The sequence below is a fragment of the Salinispora oceanensis genome (assembly GCF_000383575.1).
Taxonomy (GTDB): domain Bacteria; phylum Actinomycetota; class Actinomycetes; order Mycobacteriales; family Micromonosporaceae; genus Micromonospora; species Micromonospora oceanensis.
This window is the reverse complement of record NZ_KB911579.1, coordinates 3,856,748-3,872,469: the sequence shown is the minus strand read 5'-3', so window position 1 is coordinate 3,872,469 and position 15,722 is coordinate 3,856,748. Positions and strand designations below refer to the sequence as shown.

Here is a 15,722-nt window from a genome sequence, read left to right as displayed (position 1 = left end):
AGCCTGCTCACCCGGTAGAAACGGGGTCAACCCCCACCCCGTCCAGGCCGTCCCCCGAAACACCGAGAGAGCGCTCTCTTCCCACTCGCGTGACGAGAGGACGAAACGCATGACCTTTCCCCACCCACGACGACGCGTACGCCGAGCCCTCGGGCTCAGCCTCGCGCTGATGGTCGCCGTCACCGCCACCGCCCCCGGCGCCGCCAGCGCCGGCGGCCCCCGCCCCAGCGCCCCCGATTTCGGGCCCAACGTGACGATCTTCAGCCCGGAGACGCCCACCGACGAGATCCAGGCCACCATGGATGCGCGGCACGCCGCGCAGGTGGACGCCGAGATGGGAACAGACCGCCACGCCTACCTCTTCCTGCCCGGCGAATACGGCAGCGCCGACCAGCCGTTGCAGGTCAAGCTCGGCTACTACACCCAGGTCTCCGGCCTCGGCGCCACCCCCACCGACGTCCAGGTAGACGGAAAAATCGAGGTCTACAACCGCTGCCTCGATGACGAGGGCACCAGCAACTGTCTCGCGCTGGTCAACTTCTGGCGCACCCTGTCCAACCTGGCACTGCGCATCGACCCCGCCGGGCAGGACGACTGCCGCTCCTCGGCGAACTTCTGGGCGGTGTCGCAGGCCGTGTCGATGCGCCGCCTCGACGTCACCGGCGGCACCCTGTCCCTGATGGACTACTGCACCGCCGGCCCACAGTACGCCAGCGGCGGCTTCATCGCCGACTCCCGACTCCCCGAGGTCGTCAACGGTTCACAACAGCAGTGGTTGACCCGCAACAGCGAGATCGACAGCTGGTCCAATGGCGTCTGGAACCAGGTCTTCACGGGCGTTGACGGCGCACCAGCCGACGACAGCTTCCCCGACCCGCCGTACACGACGCTCGACACCACCCCGCTGAGCCGGGAGAAGCCGTACCTCTTCGTCGATGATCGGGGCCGCTACCAGGTACGGGTACCGGCTGCTCGCCGCGACACCCGGGGCGTCTCCTGGGCCACGGGCACCACCCCCGGCCGGACCATCCCGATCCGCGACTTCCACATCGCGCGTCCGGGTGACTCCGTGCGGACGATCAACCGGGAACTGGCGCGGGGCAAGCACCTGCTGCTCACCCCCGGCCGGTACGACATCGCCCGTAGCATCGAGATCCGCCGGCCGGACACGGTTGTCCTCGGGCTGGGGCACGCCACCCTGACCGCCGTGGACGGCGCCACGCCGCTCAACGTCGCCGGCGTTCCCGGCGTCGTGGTGGCCGGGGTGACCATCGACGCGGGGCTCCACGAGTCGCCGGTACTGCTCCGCGTTGGTAAACGGCACGGACGCAACCACAGCACACCACAGAACCCGATCACGCTTTCGGACGTGTACTTCCGGGTCGGCGGGCCCCACATCGGCCGGACCCACACCGCGCTGGAGGTCAACGCCGATGACGTGTTGATCGACCACACCTGGGTGTGGCGGGGCGACCACGGCGTGGAGGACTTCACCGAGGGGGTCAAGGGCGACACCGACCGCTGGCGTACCAACACCGGGCGGTACGGCGCGATCATCAACGGCGACCGGGTCACCGCGACCGGCCTCTTCGTTGAGCACTTCCAGCGCCACAACACGGTGTGGAACGGCGAGCACGGCACCACGATCCTCTACCAGAACGAGCTGCCCTACGACCCGCCCACGCAGGCCGACTGGATGAAGGGCGAGGTGCAGGGCTGGGCCGGCTACAAGGTCAACGACCGGGTACGGCACCACACGCTCTACAGCGGCGGGGTGTACGTGTACAACCGAAACAACCCGTCGATCCATACTGAGAACGGATTCGAGGTGCCGGACCACCCCGGAGTGCAGCTCCATCGCGTGATGACCGTGAACCTGAACGCGGGCACGATCGACCACGTGGTCAACGGGATCGGCGCGGCAGCCGACACCACCCGCGTCGGCCAACCGGTCTATCTGACCAAATATCCAGTCGACTGAGCCCCCGCCGCTGACCGCCGGTCACGGGTCGCGCTGCGCCAACCAGGGCACCGCGACCCGTGCCGGCCACGACAAAATGATGCACCAGCGGTGCTATCATCGCTGCGTGGCGATTGATTCCTCAACGGCACCCGCACCCTCAACGAAGGCGCACTCTTCGGGGCTCGCACCGGCCGTCGCACTGTTCCGGTCTCTCGGCGACCCGGCCCGGCTGGCCATCCTGCACCGGCTCACCCATGGTGAGGCCCGGGTGGTGGACCTCACCCGCGAGCTGCAACTGGCGCAGTCGACCGTCTCGAAACACCTCTCCTGCCTGCGGGACTGTCAACTGATCGACTTCCGGGTTGAGGGTCGCCAGTCGTTCTACGCGCTGGCCCGGCCCGAGCTACCCGCCCTGCTGCGCTCGGCGGAACAACTCCTCGCCGCCACCGGCGAAGCCGTCGCCCTCTGCCCGACATACGGCTCGTCCACGGTTCGAGGGGACGACGCGTGACCATCACCTCCACCCTGACCCCCCAGCGGCGTGCGCTCCTGTCCCGCCGCAGCCTCTGGCTGGCCTACGCCACCGCCGGCTACAACCTCGTGGAGGGCTTGGTCGCGATCGCCGCCGGCGCGGCGGCCTCCTCCACCGCGCTGATCGGCTTCGGCCTCGACTCGTTCGTTGAGGTCTCCAGCGCGGCCGTGGTGATCTGGCAGTTCCGCTCCCGGGTGCCGGAGGAGCGGGAACGGTTGGCGCTGCGACTGATCGGTGTCTCGTTCTTCGCCCTCGCCGCCTGGGTCACCGTGGACGCGGGGCGCGCGCTACTCGGCGACGGAGACGCCAGCCCCAGCCCGGTCGGCATCGGCCTCGCCGTCGCCTCGCTGATCGTCATGCCCCTGCTGGTCCGCGCCAAGCGGCGTACCGGCCGGGAACTCGGCTCGGCCACCGTCATGGCCGACTCCACCCAGACCGCGCTCTGCACGTACCTGTCCGCGGTGCTCCTCGCGGGTCTGCTCCTCAACGCCGGGCTCGGCTGGTCCTGGGCAGACCCCATCGCCGCGCTCGCCATCGCGGCCGTCGCGGTACGGGAGGGGATCGCGGCGTGGCGAGGTGATCAGTGCGACGACTGCGCGCCGCCCACCCGTGCCACCGCTGATCCGGCACCGAGCTGCACCGACGGGTGCCGGCCCGACCCGGCCACACCCCAGTCGTAGCCGCTCCGGCGGTGCGCGTGCCCGGCGGGCCAGGGACGAGCGGCCGCCGGGCCGCGGCTACCGGCGAGCCGCACCCGGCTCGGGCCCGCCCCGTGCGTCCCGCGGGGAGCTCAGGATCCGCGCGGTCAGGGCAGGCAGCACCTGTGCCAGGTGAGATGGTTGCGGGGGTCGGGTCACCAGCGAGAGCACGACCTTCCCCGGCACCGGCGAGGGCAGCAGGCGGTCGGTACGGTCATCCCACCAGCGTGCCGCGAGGTCGGGAACCACGGCCGGAACCTTGCGGTGCCGGGCGATACGTAGGGTGGCCTCGACCGTGGGGCCCGGCTGTGGGAGCGCGCCGAGCCCGGACAACCCTGCGTGCAGGTGTCCACCGGCCAGATCTATCGAGGAGTACAGCACTTCCCTTCCCGCTAGCCCCTTATTGCCGGGGGCTAGGGGTGCGGTGTCCGCGGGCAGGACGAGGACCAGCGGGGAGGCCCCGAGCCCGGTGACCTGGAGGCCGTGGGGCAAAACGGCCTGGTCGGCAATCGTGACGATCGCCGCGTCCAACAGGCCCTGGTGGACCCGGCCGATCAGGGTGGGGCCATGCTCGACTTCGGCCTGAAGCGTCACGCCGGCGAGTTCGATCCGGGTGGCAGTGAACACGATCGGGGCCAGCGCCTGGATCGTGCCCAAGCTCAACGACGGGGCCTGCATCGCGGCGGCGAGCTGGGCGGGGAGGGCATCGAGGTCGGCCAGCAGGCGTACGGCTCGCCGGGCCAGCTCCCGCCCGGCCGGCGTCGGGCGGGCCCCGGTCGTGTCCCGCTCGAACAACCTGATCCCCAGGCGGCGCTCCAGCGCGGCCAGTCGACGCGAGGCCGAGGGCTGGGTGGTCAGCAGTTCCTTGGCCGCGGCCCCGACCGATCCGTGCCGGGAGACGGCCTCGACCAGCACCAGGTCCTCGGTCTTCAGGCTGGGTCTCATGCCCCCAGCGTATGAGCCAGCTACGCGAAGAGATCTCTACCCGGTCGGCGGAGGGCGGTTGAGGATCGGTGCGTGCGGAGAGGACTGCTGCTACTGACCGTGATCACGTTCGTGACCTGGATCGGGACGAGGATGACCGCCGTCGCCCTGCCCCTGGTCGCACTGGAGGAGACCGGACAGGCCTGGACCACGGGGCTGGTGGGCGGGATGGCCGGGCTACCCCTACTGACGGTGGGCTGGTGGGGCAGGGGGCTGCGGGAGCGCCTCACCGGTGGGAGAGCCCTGGCGGTAGTGGCAGGCGTGCACGCCGCCGGGCTCGCCATCGTCCCCGTGGCCGCCCTGGTGGGTCAGGTCGGGGCGGTCGCGCTGTGCGCCTCGGGCCTGGTGACCGGGGTTGCGGGCGCACTGCTGGGCCCGGCCGAACGATCCCTGGTCTCCGACCTCGCCGACGAACACGTCGCCCGCGGCGGCCGGACCGGACCAGCAAAGTGGTTGGCCTGGCAGGACCTCGCCCACCGGGTCTCGATGATCTTCGCCCCACCCGCTGGGGCCTGGGCCGTGACCATGTTGGGCGCGAGCGCGCTGCTGTGGTGCGAGACCGCCGTGGTCGCCCTGGCCGCGATCGCCTTCCTGGCCGTCCCCGCCCGTAGCGCGACATCCCACGAAGGCCAGGGCGGCGGTCCGGGAGCGGCCACGCCGGGACGGCCAGTCTCTGCTCTGGCAGTACTCCGTTCCCACCCGCAGATCGCGACCGGCGCGCTCATGGCCGGGGTTGGCGGGATGTGCTGGTTCGGGTTCAGCCTGGGCCTGGCCGTACTCGGGGTCGAGCACGACCGGCCCGGCGCACTCATCGCCGCGGGCATGAGCGGGTACGGGGCCGCATCCGTGGCCGCCTCCCTGCTGGTGCCGGTGGTCATCGACCGCCTGCCGCGGATGGCGGCGATGCTGTCCTCCTGGGTCGTGCTCGGGGCCGTGTTCGTCGCCTTGCCACTGGTGGCACCGAGCCTGACCGGTGTCGCCGCCGTGGCCGCAGTGGGCGGAGCCGCGATGCCGTGGGGGCTCGCCGCCCTGAACGCTCTGATCAGCGAGCAGACCCAGGGCCCCGAACGCCGGGCGGCATTCACCGCAGAGACAGTCCTGCACTCCGGAGGCACCTCCCTGGGGTTGCTGGCTGGTGGAGCCCTGATCGGCTGGGCAGGATCCGAGGCCGTACTCCTGACCACCGGGCTCCTCCAGATCGCCGCCGCAGTCGGCGCAGCCGGGTTGTCCTGGAGACCCGTCACGGTGATCCTCCTGGCCCCGGGCCAGGCCAAGGCCGCTCCCTCGCCCCGGGGCTCCAAAGCCCGGACCGGCTATCTCCACCGCTGAACTCTCCGCCAGGGACGAGTGCACAACCTCACCGTTGACGGCCTCCACACGTACTATGTGCTCGCCGGCGACACCAAGGTCCTCGTGCACAACGAGGGTGGCGTGCCGGTGCCGCCGTTCGTAGATGGACAAGACTTCGAGTGGAGCATTCAAACGCCGAAGGGGAATGTGGGAATGCTCGCAGAAATAAGTGTGAGCGGGGGGCGCGTTACCCTCTCCAACATGGTGGTTTACGGTGATAGCCCGGAGCTGACCCTCGGATCTTTGGGCACGTCGACTATGTTGAAAGCCTTGCGTGGACAAATTGCGCCGGCTGCGGCTGCGGCTGCGGCTGCGGCTGCGCAGGGATTTAATGAGCTGACGATCTCAGGAATTCGGCTTACAGGGCCTGTTGGGCACCGTCCCGACTTCACCCTGGACCTGAAAAAGTACGCTGGTGGTGGGGGGTGCTGATGCAACCGCAGGGACGATATGAGGCTGTACTTCAGGGTGCCCGAGATCTGATTGACGGCGGCGAAAGTATGGAGTCTGCGCTTAGGTATATGAGGAGCGCGGGGTTGTCGCAGATTGAGTGTGTAAAGGCAGTAAAATCGCTGATGGGTGGAAATCTTGGCCAAGCCAAGGAAATCCTTCACTTCAGCGAAACCTGGTCAGACACGAGGGCGTGGCAGGAGCAGCTTCATAAGGATTTGAGTGAGGGGTTGAGTGCAGAGTAGCGGCGGCCAAAACGGCAAACCGCTGAGCCGACCGGCAATGCGGAGAGTGGCCGGTGTGTGTACGGGCGCGCGGCTGTCTGCCCGGGTTGCCGTCACCGTTGCCGTCAGCAGCGATCATAGATCGAAGACCAGCTATTGCATGCAAGGATCATCGCTCGCGGCCGTGCTGGCCCGTTGAGGGGTGTCATGTTGGCGGTTCGGTTCTGATGGGCGTGCGCGCGGGGCCGTAGGCCTGTAGCGCGTGCGCGCGGCCCAGCTCTGCCGGGCCGTCTTGACTATGTAGAGCAAATTTGGGCCAGCTCGTTCCCGTAGCCGCCACCTCGGTGCTCTGGCGGCTGGGTGGCGGGCTGGGTCCCGTCAGGGGCCTGTCCGGTGGTGTCGGCGTCTGCGGGTTGTAGTGGTCTCTGGAGTCAAGGGACGCCCGTGCGGGCGGTCGCGGAGTGACGCGTGGCGGCCGGTGAGGTCGGAGGGGCGGCCCTCGTCGCCCTGGGGCCGCCCGTAGATCGTCGTTCGCCGTCTGGGCCGGCTGCCTGAGGAGAGAGTGGCGACGACGTCCAACGGGGACCTGCAAGGCCCCTTCGGCGTGCGGCGACGTGCGTCGGCGTCTATCCGTGTTGCCGTCACCGTTGCCGTCAACCAGGTCCGCCACCGAGGTTCGGCACAGTACTGGTCGATGAAAGTCCAGGTCAACGACATGTCGCCGTAGGTCACTCTCCGTGCAGGCAGTGCATATGCCACACGTACTATGTGTTGGCCGGTAACACGCCGGTGCTCGAACACAATACGGGGGGGGGGACAGCTGGAATCCCGCCTGGGGGTCCTAAACCAGAATGGAAGGCCGGAGACGCGGATGACGATGGATATCGTCCCCCCGCGGAAACCAGGTTCAAAATAAATCATTCGATGATGCGCTTCGCGAGGCTGAGAGGAAGATCGGCAGGACCCTTTCGCCAGCTGAGAGGCGATCGGTGCACGAAGCGATCACTAAGCAGGGATACGGCTATCACCAAATTGTTGACGAGGCCGTGGGACGTTTTGGGAGGAGGGCGTGCTGAATGTCGGAAGCCGCCGAACTGATCCGATCGATGATCGGCCTTGGTCTGTCGGGAATTGGCAGGGCCCTAAATATGGGAGTGTTCTCCTTTGGGGCTGATGTGGTCTGGGTTGAACCCGATACGGGAGCCTCTCGTATGGGAAGTGAGTATGCAATCCATGCGCAGTGTCCGTTTAGATTGACGAGAGGGGGGCGTATTTTGGTTGGATCCAATGACGTCCTGTCTTCCCGTGAGGTCATGACGGATTCCATTAGTCGCAATTCCGAAAAGGAATCCGTAACTGCTTTTGATGTTGTCGCTGATCGTATTGTCAAGGCAAATCTGTCATCCCCGCTTGTCGTCCGTGATGTAAGAATCACAAAGTCAGGTGATCTGCGTGTAGACCTATCGGATCGGGTCGCGATAGAGGCATTTCCGGCTAGCGGCAGCCCAACTGAGGCATGGAGGCTCTTCAGGCGGGGGGGGGGAGAACATTTGGTGTTTCCAACGGACTTTGACGTGTAGTAGGTTAACTTCGCGGTTATCGAAAATGAGCCTGATGGGGCAGCCGTAATAGTTGCCTGATCGCATTAACGTAGCCGGTTAAGGCTGTCCCTGATTGAGGCATCGCCGAAGTTCGACGCCGTTTGCCAGGAAACCCTCCACGGTCTACAACCGCACCATCGCCGATATCCACACGTACTATGTGGTAGCCGGTGCTACACCCGTACTTGTTCACAACCGCAATACGTGGTCGGGCTCGAACCGCTTGGCCGAAAAATAAAAGAAGCATGGAGCGGAGATGGGCGCCCAATCCGAGAGGGAGTACGCCGAGGGTGCCATTGACCTCAATTGCATATGCGATGGCGGTAGACCAGGTGTTGTAAGGCGAACGAACTCGGTCTCGGGGAAGACATATCACTACAACCCTAAGACGGGCGAGTTTGCTATCATCCGCGGGCAGCATGGAATTTTGAACTATTACAATTTGGACGGCAGCATGAAGTCCTTTAACGGGCTTCCTGGCGACTTGAATTGATCACCTACGAGCATTTGTTGGAGCATGCTGTGAGCTTCGAGAACGCTTATTTGGCGGCAAGGATAGAACTCGGCCTGCCTCCTCGCCCCAAGGTCATACGATCTTTGGACGAGCTTGTATCGCGGTGGGTCGGATTCGTGGCCGAATGTGAGAAGTCATATCAAGGTGATCTCGATGAGTACTACAACTTCATCGGCCTTAGGAGTGTGTTGTCTGGCTTATTCTCAAATGAGAGGATGATTGCATACGCGGACGTTGTGGATCGCACTTTCAGGGTGGTTCAGGCAGATCGGCGTCTTGTTGCATTGCTGGACCATGAGCAGCCTATCGACATCGCTAGAAACATAATTGACGATGGCGTCGCGTGGTATTGGCATTTCTTCCCACGCTACTGTGGCCCAGCTCTTGCCGAGGAGGTCCACGTTAACTACCAGATAGCGCTGGAAGTGAGAGGTGGGTAAGCATGCAGGGGTTGGAAGCGCCGATGGGCCTCCGTAGCCTATGGGTCGGTTTTAGTCGGATCTCGGTCCTGCCAAGACTTCGAGCGCCTATAGAAGGCAGGTTGAGCCCAGAGGAGTTCGAGACGGTCTTCCTGCCTGTCTTTCGTGGCGAGGGCGATGTGTTCGCGGAGCGCGAAACACAGGCACTGCACGAACTCTTCACATCAGTCGACGCCTGTTGTGCTGACCCAGCGTTACGTGATGACAGGGACTTGGATGAAGTGGGTCTAGCGGCGGCCGCATCGGCATTTGTTCGCGCGGTTGCGATGCCACCGGAACCAGTCTAAATAGAAGTCCAGTATGCGGAGTCGTGTCATTACTGAACGTATCGGTGTCACTCCGTTGTGCGTTGGCGGGCGTGGGTGTTCGCGTGCGTTGCCGTCACGGCCGCCGTCAAAGGCGTGCGAAGATTGGCGATGTATCGATGGCGTACCGCCCGATCGGGATGGTGACGGAAGCGGGACCGGTGGCGTGCCGCGTAGCGGTGCGGCGTCGATCCCCGGAGCCACCCACTCTGAGCATCAGGTGAAGGGATCGCCCGGTCTCAGAGTGGATCAACCTAGCTCCTGGCGGATGGCTCGTTGTTGGTGGGCGTGCGCGCGGCCCGGCTCTGCCGGGCCGCTCTTGATCCTGTAGAGCAGTTTTGAGCCAATCGGATCTTGGTGTGTTGGTTGGGCGCTATGCGATGGCGGCGATGTTGCCGTCGTCGAAGTAGATGGCTTGGTGGAGGCGTCCGCCGAGGGCGGCGGCGTATCGGGCAACGATGTCTTGGCCGGAGATTTTGCCTTGTTCGATCTGGGAGATGCGGCCTTTGGTAACGCCCATGCGCTCGGCGACCTGCTGTTGGGTCAGGCCGCGGGTGCGGCGCACCTCGGCGAGTCGGTGTCCGACGACGGTGGCGAGGAGTTCCTGTTTGCCTTCTTCGACGGCCTGCTCGCCGCCGGCGCGTTCAACGTGGGTGGTGCGGATGTCACTCCAGCGTGCGTAGCTGTTCATAGCTGTCGGCCCTCCTTGGCGCGTTCCTTGAGGTAGATCTCGTAGCGTTGCTCGGCCAGGGGGATCGCTTCGGTGTACCACTGTTGCCATCGTCCGGCCTTGTCTCCGGCGACGAGCAGGTCGATGGCTTGCACGACGCGGGCATGGGTGAGGGGATCGAGGTTGTCGATCCACTCCTGCACCTCGTTGACGAGGTAGATCTCCCACTCGTCGGTAGCCGTCCCCAGAGTATAGTGGACGCTATACCACCCATGCTGGCGCGAGAACGGGATGCGTTTGGCCTGGCAACGTGCCGGTGACTACCGAGTCCGCTACCGCCTCCACGGCGACGAGTTGACTATTCACGCCGTTGGACACCGCAGAGGCGTCTACTCGTAGGCAATCTCGATCCGGGCGACCTTGTCCCCGGACCGGGTGCACTGACCTTATTGTGCGATCGCAGCGGTCATGGCGAGGAGGCGTTGACGGGCTGCGCCCGCATCGCGCGTACCGCCTCGCCCGCGAAGAGGCAGGCCGCCTGGTGCCCGGAGCCGATCTCGACCAACACCGGGTCGGTCTGGGCGCAGTCGGGTCGGGCCTGCGGGCACCGCGTCCGAAACCGGCAGCCGGTGGGCGGGTCGATCGGGCTCGGGACATCACCGGCCAGAATGATCCGCTGGCGACTACGCTGCATCGGCGGGTCGGCCACCGGCACCGCCGACAGGAGAGCGGCGGTGTAGGGGTGGGCGGGCTCCCGCCAGATCTGCGCCGGGTTGCCGCTCTCCACGATCCGGCCGAGGTACATCACGGCCACCTGATCGCTCATGTGCTCGACGGCGGCGAGATCGTGCGCGATGAAGAGGTAGGTCAGTCCGAGCTCTCGCTGCAGCCCACGGAGCAGGTTCATGATCTGCGCCTGCACGCTCAGGTCCAGGGAGGCGATCGGCTCGTCGAGGACGATCAGGTCCGGCTCACCGGCGAGCGCCCGGGCGATGCCCACCCGCTGCCGCTGGCCGCCGGAGAGTTCGTGCGGGTGCCGTTCGGCGAGATCGCGCCGCAGGCCGACCAGGTCGAGCAGTTCGGCCACCCGGTCCCGCCGGGCCGCGCCGCTGGCGGCGAGCCGATGCACGGCCAGCGGTTCGGCGATACTCGCCCCGACGGTGTGCCGCGGGTCGAGGGAGGCCTGCGGATCCTGGAACACCATGGCGACGTGGCGGCGCAGCCGACGCAACCGCCGCCGCGACCAGCGGGTCACGTCCTGCCCCGCCACCTGGACCGTACCCGCGGTCGGCTCGACCAGGCGCAGCAGCGCCAGCCCGGTCGTCGACTTGCCGCTGCCGGACTCACCGACCAGACCGAGGGTTTCGCCGCGGCGTACCGTCAGCGACACCCCGTCCACGGCGTGGACCACCCCCGCCGGGGTCGGGAACCACACCGCCAGGTCGGTCAGCTCAGCGACCGCGTCGGCGGCCACACTCTCCCCGGTCATCGGTCCTCCCCAGTCGACTGACGCGGATAGAAGGTCCGAACCTGGTGCCCCGCCGCGACTGGCACCAGAGGTGGCAACTCCCGCTCGCAGCGGCTGTCCCCGCGGACCGAACAGCGGGGCCAGAACGCGCACCCCTCGGGCAGCTCCAGCGGGCTGGGTGGCGTCCCCGGGATGGTGACCAGCTCGGTGACGTTCGCGTCCGGGTCCGGCCGCGCCGCGAGCAGCGCCGCGGTGTACGGGTGCGCCGGTTCGGCGAAGACCGCGTCCACCGATCCCTGCTCGACGATACGACCGCCGTACATGACGGCCACGGTGTCGGCGAGTCCGGCGACGACGCCGAGGTCGTGGCTGATCCAGACGACGGCGGTGCCGAGGCGCCGTTGCAGGTCGGCGACCAGCTCGACGATCTGGGCCTGGGTGGTCACGTCGAGCGCGGTGGTGGGCTCGTCGGCGATCAGCAGATCCGGCTCGCAGACCAGGGCCATGGCGATCACCGCACGCTGGCGCATCCCACCGGAGAGCTGGTGCGGGTAGGCGTCCACCCGTTCGGCGGCGGAGGGGATGCCGACGAGTTCGAGCATCTCGATGGCGCGGGCCCGGGCGGCCCGCCGGGTCAGCCCGAGGTGGACCTCGCTGGCCTCGCCGATCTGGCGGCCCACGGTCAGCACCGGGTTCAGCGAGGTCATCGGATCTTGGAAGACGAACCCGACGTGCCGCCCCCGCATCCGCCGGCGACGTGCCGCCGACAGCGTGGCAAGGTCCGTACCGAGCAGCCGGACGTCTCCGGTGACCCGGGCCGCGCGGGGGGCGAGCCCGGTGGCGGCGAGCACGCTCATGCTCTTGCCGCTGCCCGACTCCCCCACCAGGGCGAGGGTTTCCCCCGCCCGGACCGACCAGTCGACGCCGGCGACCGCGCGGGCCGCTCCCCGGCGGGTACCGATCGTCACGGTCAGGTCCGCGACGGAGAGCACGGTCTCTTCGTCGGTCATCCGGCGTTCCTCCTCGCCTCGCTGACGGTGAGCTGGCGAGGGTCGAGCACGTCGCGGAGCGCGTCTCCGACCAGGTTGAACGCCAGGACGGTGAGGAAGATCGCGGCGCCGGGGAAGAAGCCCAGCCACCACGCATCGGTGACGAATCCGCGCCCGTCGTAGAGCATCCGGCCCCAGGCCGGCTCCGGCGGCTGCACCCCCAAGCCGAGGAAGGAGAGTGCCGCCTCGGACAGGATCGCGAAGGCCAGCGAGAGCGACGTCTGGACGATCAGCGGCGCCGCGATGTTGGGCAGCACGTGCCGCCGCATGATGCGCAGGTCCGATGCCCCGGTGGCGACTGCCGCCCGGACGAAGACCTGCTCGCGGACGGAGAGCACCCCCGCGCGGGTGACCCGGGCGAAAATCGGGGTGTAGACCACGCCGATCGCGACCATCGCGGTACTCAGGCCCGGCCCCAGGACCGCGACGATGGCCACCGCGAGCAGCAGGACCGGGAACGCGAACAACACGTCCATGCAGCGCATGAGTACGTTGTCCAGCCACCCCTGGTAGTAGCCGGCGAACAGCCCCAGCGTCACGCCCGCCAGCAGGGCGATCCCCACGCTGACCGCGCCCACCTGAAGCGAGACGCGGGCGGCGACCAGGACCCGGCTGAGTACGTCGCGACCGAGTTCGTCGGTGCCGAAGGGGTGCGCCCAGCTGGGCGGCTGAAGCATCCGGTCGACATCCACCTCGTTGATGCCGGCGGGGGCCAGCCAGGACCCGGCCAGGCCCGCCACGACCAGTAAGACGAGCACCACACCGCCGGTCACGGCCAACGGGTCGCGGCCCAGCGCCACCAGCGCCCGGCGCGACGTCGAGTCACCGTTTCCGCTCATCGCACCCGAATCCTCGGATCAAGGCGGGCGTAGAGGAGATCCACCAGGAGGTTGACCAACAGGAACAGCGCCGCCACGAGCAGGATCGCCCCCTGGAGCACGGGATAGTCCCGGGCCTGCACCGCGTCGTAGGTGAGTCGGCCCACCCCGGGCCAGGCGAAGAGCACCTCGATCACGATCACGCCGCCGAGCAGGCTGGCCAGCTGCACTGCCACGACGGTGACCACCGGGATCAGCGCGTTCCGCAGGACGTGCCGCACCACCACCACGCGGGTGGGTAGCCCCTTCGCCTCGGCGGTACGGACATAGTCCTCAGCGAGCACCTCCAGCACGGAGGATCGGATGAACCTGGTCAGGATCGACGCGGTGACCAGACCGACCGTGACCGCCGGGAGGAAGACGTGCGACGCCCAGCCAGCGGGATCCTCGGTGAGGGCCACGTAACCCGAGGGCGGGAACCAACCCAGCACCCCCGCGAAGAGCAGGATGCCCATGATGCCCATCCAGAAGTCCGGTACCGAGACCCCGAACTGGCTGAACACGCGCGCGGCGTGGTCGAACACCGAGCCGCTCCGCAGGGCCGAGAGCACCCCCAGCGGGAAGGCGACCAGGAGCGCGAAGACGACCGCGGTGATCGCCAGGGAGAGCGTCGCGGGCAGCCGCTCCAGCACGATCGCGGTCACCGGCCGTCCACTGCGGAAGCTGACCCCGAGATCGCCGGTCAACGCCTGCCCGACGTAGCTGGCGTACTGCACCGGCAGCGGCTGGTCCAGCCCGGCCCGCGAGCGCAGCGCCTCGTACGTCTCGGGGTCGAAGCGGGTGCCGAGCGCCACCCGCACCGGATCACCGGGGACGAGTTGCAGCAGCAGGAACACCACCAACGTCACGCCGAGGAGGACGATGCCGGACTGGAGCAGCCGGCGCAGGATGAAGCGGGTCACCGGGAGTGACCCGCCAACTCAGTGAGCATCACCAGCAAGGATCCGCCACTCACTGGGCCAGAGCGACGTCGCGGAACCGGATCGCCCGGTCGGCGCGGACCTCGTAGCCGCTGACCTGCGACGACCAGCCCTGCACCACATCCGGGTTGTAGAGGTAGAGGTAGCTGACGTCGTCCACGATCTGCTTGGCCGCCTGCTCGTACTGCTGCTTCCGCGCGGCCTGGTCAGTCTCGGTCCGGGCCTGGTCAAGCAGGTTGTCCACGGCCGGGTTGCGGTATCCGTGGAAGTTGAAGGTGCCGGCGCTGTGGTGCTGGGCGTAGTAGAACTCGTCGGGGTCGATGTTGCCCAGCCAACCGAGCATGAACGAGTCGAAGTTCCCCTTGCCCTGCTCGTCGAGCCACTGGGCGAAGTCCAGCGTACGGATCTTGACGGCGATGCCGATCTCCTTGAGCTGCGCCGCGATGACCTGCGCCGCGGTCACGGTCTCCGGGTACTCGTTGGTGACCATCAGATCCATGGTCAGGTCGGTCCCGCCAGCCTCGGCCAGCAGCTGCTTCGCCTGCGCCAGGTCCTGCTGGTACGGCGCGTAGTCGTAGTAGAAGGCGCTGTCCTTGGGAATGGCGGTCTGGTTGACCGTCGCCAGCCCGAACTTGGCGGCCTTGGTGATCGCCGCCCGGTCGAGCGCGTAGGCGATCGCCCGGCGTACGTTGACATCGTCGTAGGGCTTACGCGCCTGGTTGAGTGCCAGATACCAGTAGTCGCTCGACGCCGCGGAGCGCACCACGAGCTCGTCGTCCTCCCGAAGCGCCGACACCTGCTGCGGCGGCAGGTTGTCGGTCCACTGCACCTCGCCACCGCGCAGGTTCTGCAGCGCCACCGTCGGGTCCTGCACGAAGGTGAAGGTCACCCCGTCCAGCCTGGGTTTCGTGCCCCAGTAGTTGTCGTTGCGCACCAGCTTGATGTTGTCCCCGGCGCTGTAGGAGGAGACAGCGAACGGGCCGCTACCGATCGGCTCCGTCTTCACCGCCCCGGATTCTACGTTGGACTTCTTGACGACCGCCACTCCCTTGAAGCCACCGAGGCTGGCCAGCAGGTTCGGGGTGGGCGCGGTCAGCTGCACGACGACGGTGCCCGGATCGGGGGCCGTCACCGACTCGACGGTGCCGAACCGGTACGCGGCGTTCAGCTCCTCGTCGATGATCCGGTTGAACGAATAGACCACGTCCTCGGCGGTGAGCGGGGACCCGTCGCTGAAAGTCACCTCCTCGCGGAGGGTGAACGTCCAGGTCAGTTGGTCGTCGCTGGTGTCCCACTCGGTCGCCAGGGAAGGCTTCATCGCCAGGTTCGCGTCCGGCTCGACGAGCGTGTCGTAGACATTCTCGAGCACCTGGAAGCTGGGATAGGCCGAGGTTTGATGTGGGTCCAGCTGATCCGGCTCCCCGCTGATCGCGGCGGTGAGTACGCCCCCCGCACCGGCCTGCGCCCCATCAACCTCGACGCCCTCCCCGGCGCTGCAACCCGCCAGCAGACCGAACGTCAGGGCGAGCGCGACACCGGCCCCCCGGAATCTCTTGCTGGACATGGTCCCCCCTGTGGACTCTTCCCGGCAAAGTGAACGATCATGTGAGTCTCACCTTCGAGCCGGACCATGTCAA

At 67.2% G+C, this 15,722-nt stretch carries 14 protein-coding genes and 2 pseudogenes; 8 read left to right on the top strand and 8 right to left on the bottom strand.

What is annotated here, in order from left to right; translation table 11 throughout:
• Window positions 1-109: 109 nt before the first annotated feature.
• The 3 genes from SALPAC4_RS0117965 (at window position 110) to SALPAC4_RS0117955 (ending at window position 3,175) form a co-directional block, all read left to right on the top strand.
• Window positions 110-1,981, top strand: coding sequence for a hypothetical protein (locus tag SALPAC4_RS0117965; RefSeq protein ID WP_019871497.1), 1,872 nt, complete (start codon window positions 110-112; stop codon window positions 1,979-1,981).
• Window positions 1,982-2,060: 79 nt separating this feature from the next.
• On the top strand, window positions 2,061-2,474 hold the full coding sequence (locus tag SALPAC4_RS0117960; RefSeq protein WP_188116874.1) for an ArsR/SmtB family transcription factor: 414 nt from the start codon (window positions 2,061-2,063) through the stop codon (window positions 2,472-2,474).
• Window positions 2,471-3,175, top strand: a complete 705-nt coding sequence (locus SALPAC4_RS0117955; RefSeq protein WP_019871495.1) for a cation transporter — start codon at window positions 2,471-2,473, stop codon at window positions 3,173-3,175. The genes SALPAC4_RS0117960 and SALPAC4_RS0117955 overlap by 4 nt, the downstream gene beginning before the upstream one ends.
• 57 nt (window positions 3,176-3,232) lie before the next feature.
• Here SALPAC4_RS0117955 and SALPAC4_RS0117950 read toward each other — a convergent pair whose 3' ends face one another.
• Window positions 3,233-4,138, bottom strand: coding sequence for a LysR family transcriptional regulator (locus tag SALPAC4_RS0117950; protein WP_019871494.1), 906 nt, complete (start codon window positions 4,136-4,138; stop codon window positions 3,233-3,235).
• A 72-nt stretch (window positions 4,139-4,210) separates the two neighbouring features.
• Between SALPAC4_RS0117950 and SALPAC4_RS0117945 the strand changes: the two genes are divergently transcribed.
• The 5 genes and pseudogenes from SALPAC4_RS0117945 to SALPAC4_RS29165 all read left to right on the top strand — a co-directional run bounded on the left by SALPAC4_RS0117945 (window position 4,211) and on the right by SALPAC4_RS29165 (window position 9,082).
• Entirely contained in the window at window positions 4,211-5,506 is a 1,296-nt protein-coding gene (locus tag SALPAC4_RS0117945) for an MFS transporter (protein ID WP_019871493.1), read from the top strand.
• Between the two features lie 15 nt (window positions 5,507-5,521).
• Window positions 5,522-5,605: pseudogene (locus tag SALPAC4_RS29175) on the top strand (polymorphic toxin type 24 domain-containing protein); the annotation flags it as partial.
• 2,315 nt (window positions 5,606-7,920) lie between these two features.
• Window positions 7,921-8,295, top strand: a pseudogene (locus SALPAC4_RS29170) (hypothetical protein); the annotation flags it as partial.
• A gap of 29 nt (window positions 8,296-8,324) precedes the next feature.
• The gene (locus tag SALPAC4_RS26795) at window positions 8,325-8,756 is read left to right on the top strand and encodes a hypothetical protein (RefSeq protein WP_223874779.1); all 432 of its coding nucleotides are present in this window, start codon (window positions 8,325-8,327) and stop codon (window positions 8,754-8,756) included.
• Window positions 8,757-8,758: 2 nt separating this feature from the next.
• Window positions 8,759-9,082 (top strand): colicin immunity domain-containing protein, encoded by a 324-nt coding sequence (locus SALPAC4_RS29165; RefSeq protein WP_080640921.1) that lies wholly within the window; start codon window positions 8,759-8,761, stop codon window positions 9,080-9,082.
• Between the two features lie 391 nt (window positions 9,083-9,473).
• Here SALPAC4_RS29165 and SALPAC4_RS0117940 read toward each other — a convergent pair whose 3' ends face one another.
• The 7 genes from SALPAC4_RS0117940 to SALPAC4_RS0117910 form a co-directional block, all read right to left on the bottom strand.
• Complete coding sequence (locus tag SALPAC4_RS0117940; protein WP_019871492.1) at window positions 9,474-9,791, bottom strand: helix-turn-helix domain-containing protein; 318 nt, start codon at window positions 9,789-9,791, stop codon at window positions 9,474-9,476.
• Window positions 9,788-9,973, bottom strand: a complete 186-nt coding sequence (locus SALPAC4_RS0117935; protein WP_019871491.1) for a hypothetical protein — start codon at window positions 9,971-9,973, stop codon at window positions 9,788-9,790. Before SALPAC4_RS0117935 ends, SALPAC4_RS0117940 begins: the two co-directional genes overlap by 4 nt.
• A gap of 263 nt (window positions 9,974-10,236) precedes the next feature.
• Window positions 10,237-11,259 (bottom strand): ABC transporter ATP-binding protein, encoded by a 1,023-nt coding sequence (locus tag SALPAC4_RS0117930; protein ID WP_019871490.1) that lies wholly within the window; start codon window positions 11,257-11,259, stop codon window positions 10,237-10,239.
• Window positions 11,256-12,248 (bottom strand): ABC transporter ATP-binding protein, encoded by a 993-nt coding sequence (locus tag SALPAC4_RS0117925; RefSeq protein ID WP_019871489.1) that lies wholly within the window; start codon window positions 12,246-12,248, stop codon window positions 11,256-11,258. Before SALPAC4_RS0117925 ends, SALPAC4_RS0117930 begins: the two co-directional genes overlap by 4 nt.
• Entirely contained in the window at window positions 12,245-13,126 is an 882-nt protein-coding gene (locus tag SALPAC4_RS0117920; RefSeq protein ID WP_018725488.1) for an ABC transporter permease, read from the bottom strand. The genes SALPAC4_RS0117925 and SALPAC4_RS0117920 overlap by 4 nt, the downstream gene beginning before the upstream one ends.
• On the bottom strand, window positions 13,123-14,067 hold the full coding sequence (locus SALPAC4_RS0117915) for an ABC transporter permease (RefSeq protein WP_018732978.1): 945 nt from the start codon (window positions 14,065-14,067) through the stop codon (window positions 13,123-13,125). Before SALPAC4_RS0117915 ends, SALPAC4_RS0117920 begins: the two co-directional genes overlap by 4 nt.
• A gap of 49 nt (window positions 14,068-14,116) precedes the next feature.
• A complete protein-coding gene (locus SALPAC4_RS0117910; protein WP_019871488.1) occupies window positions 14,117-15,649 on the bottom strand; it encodes an ABC transporter substrate-binding protein in 1,533 nt (510 codons plus the stop codon).
• Between the last annotated feature and the right edge of the window lie 73 nt (window positions 15,650-15,722).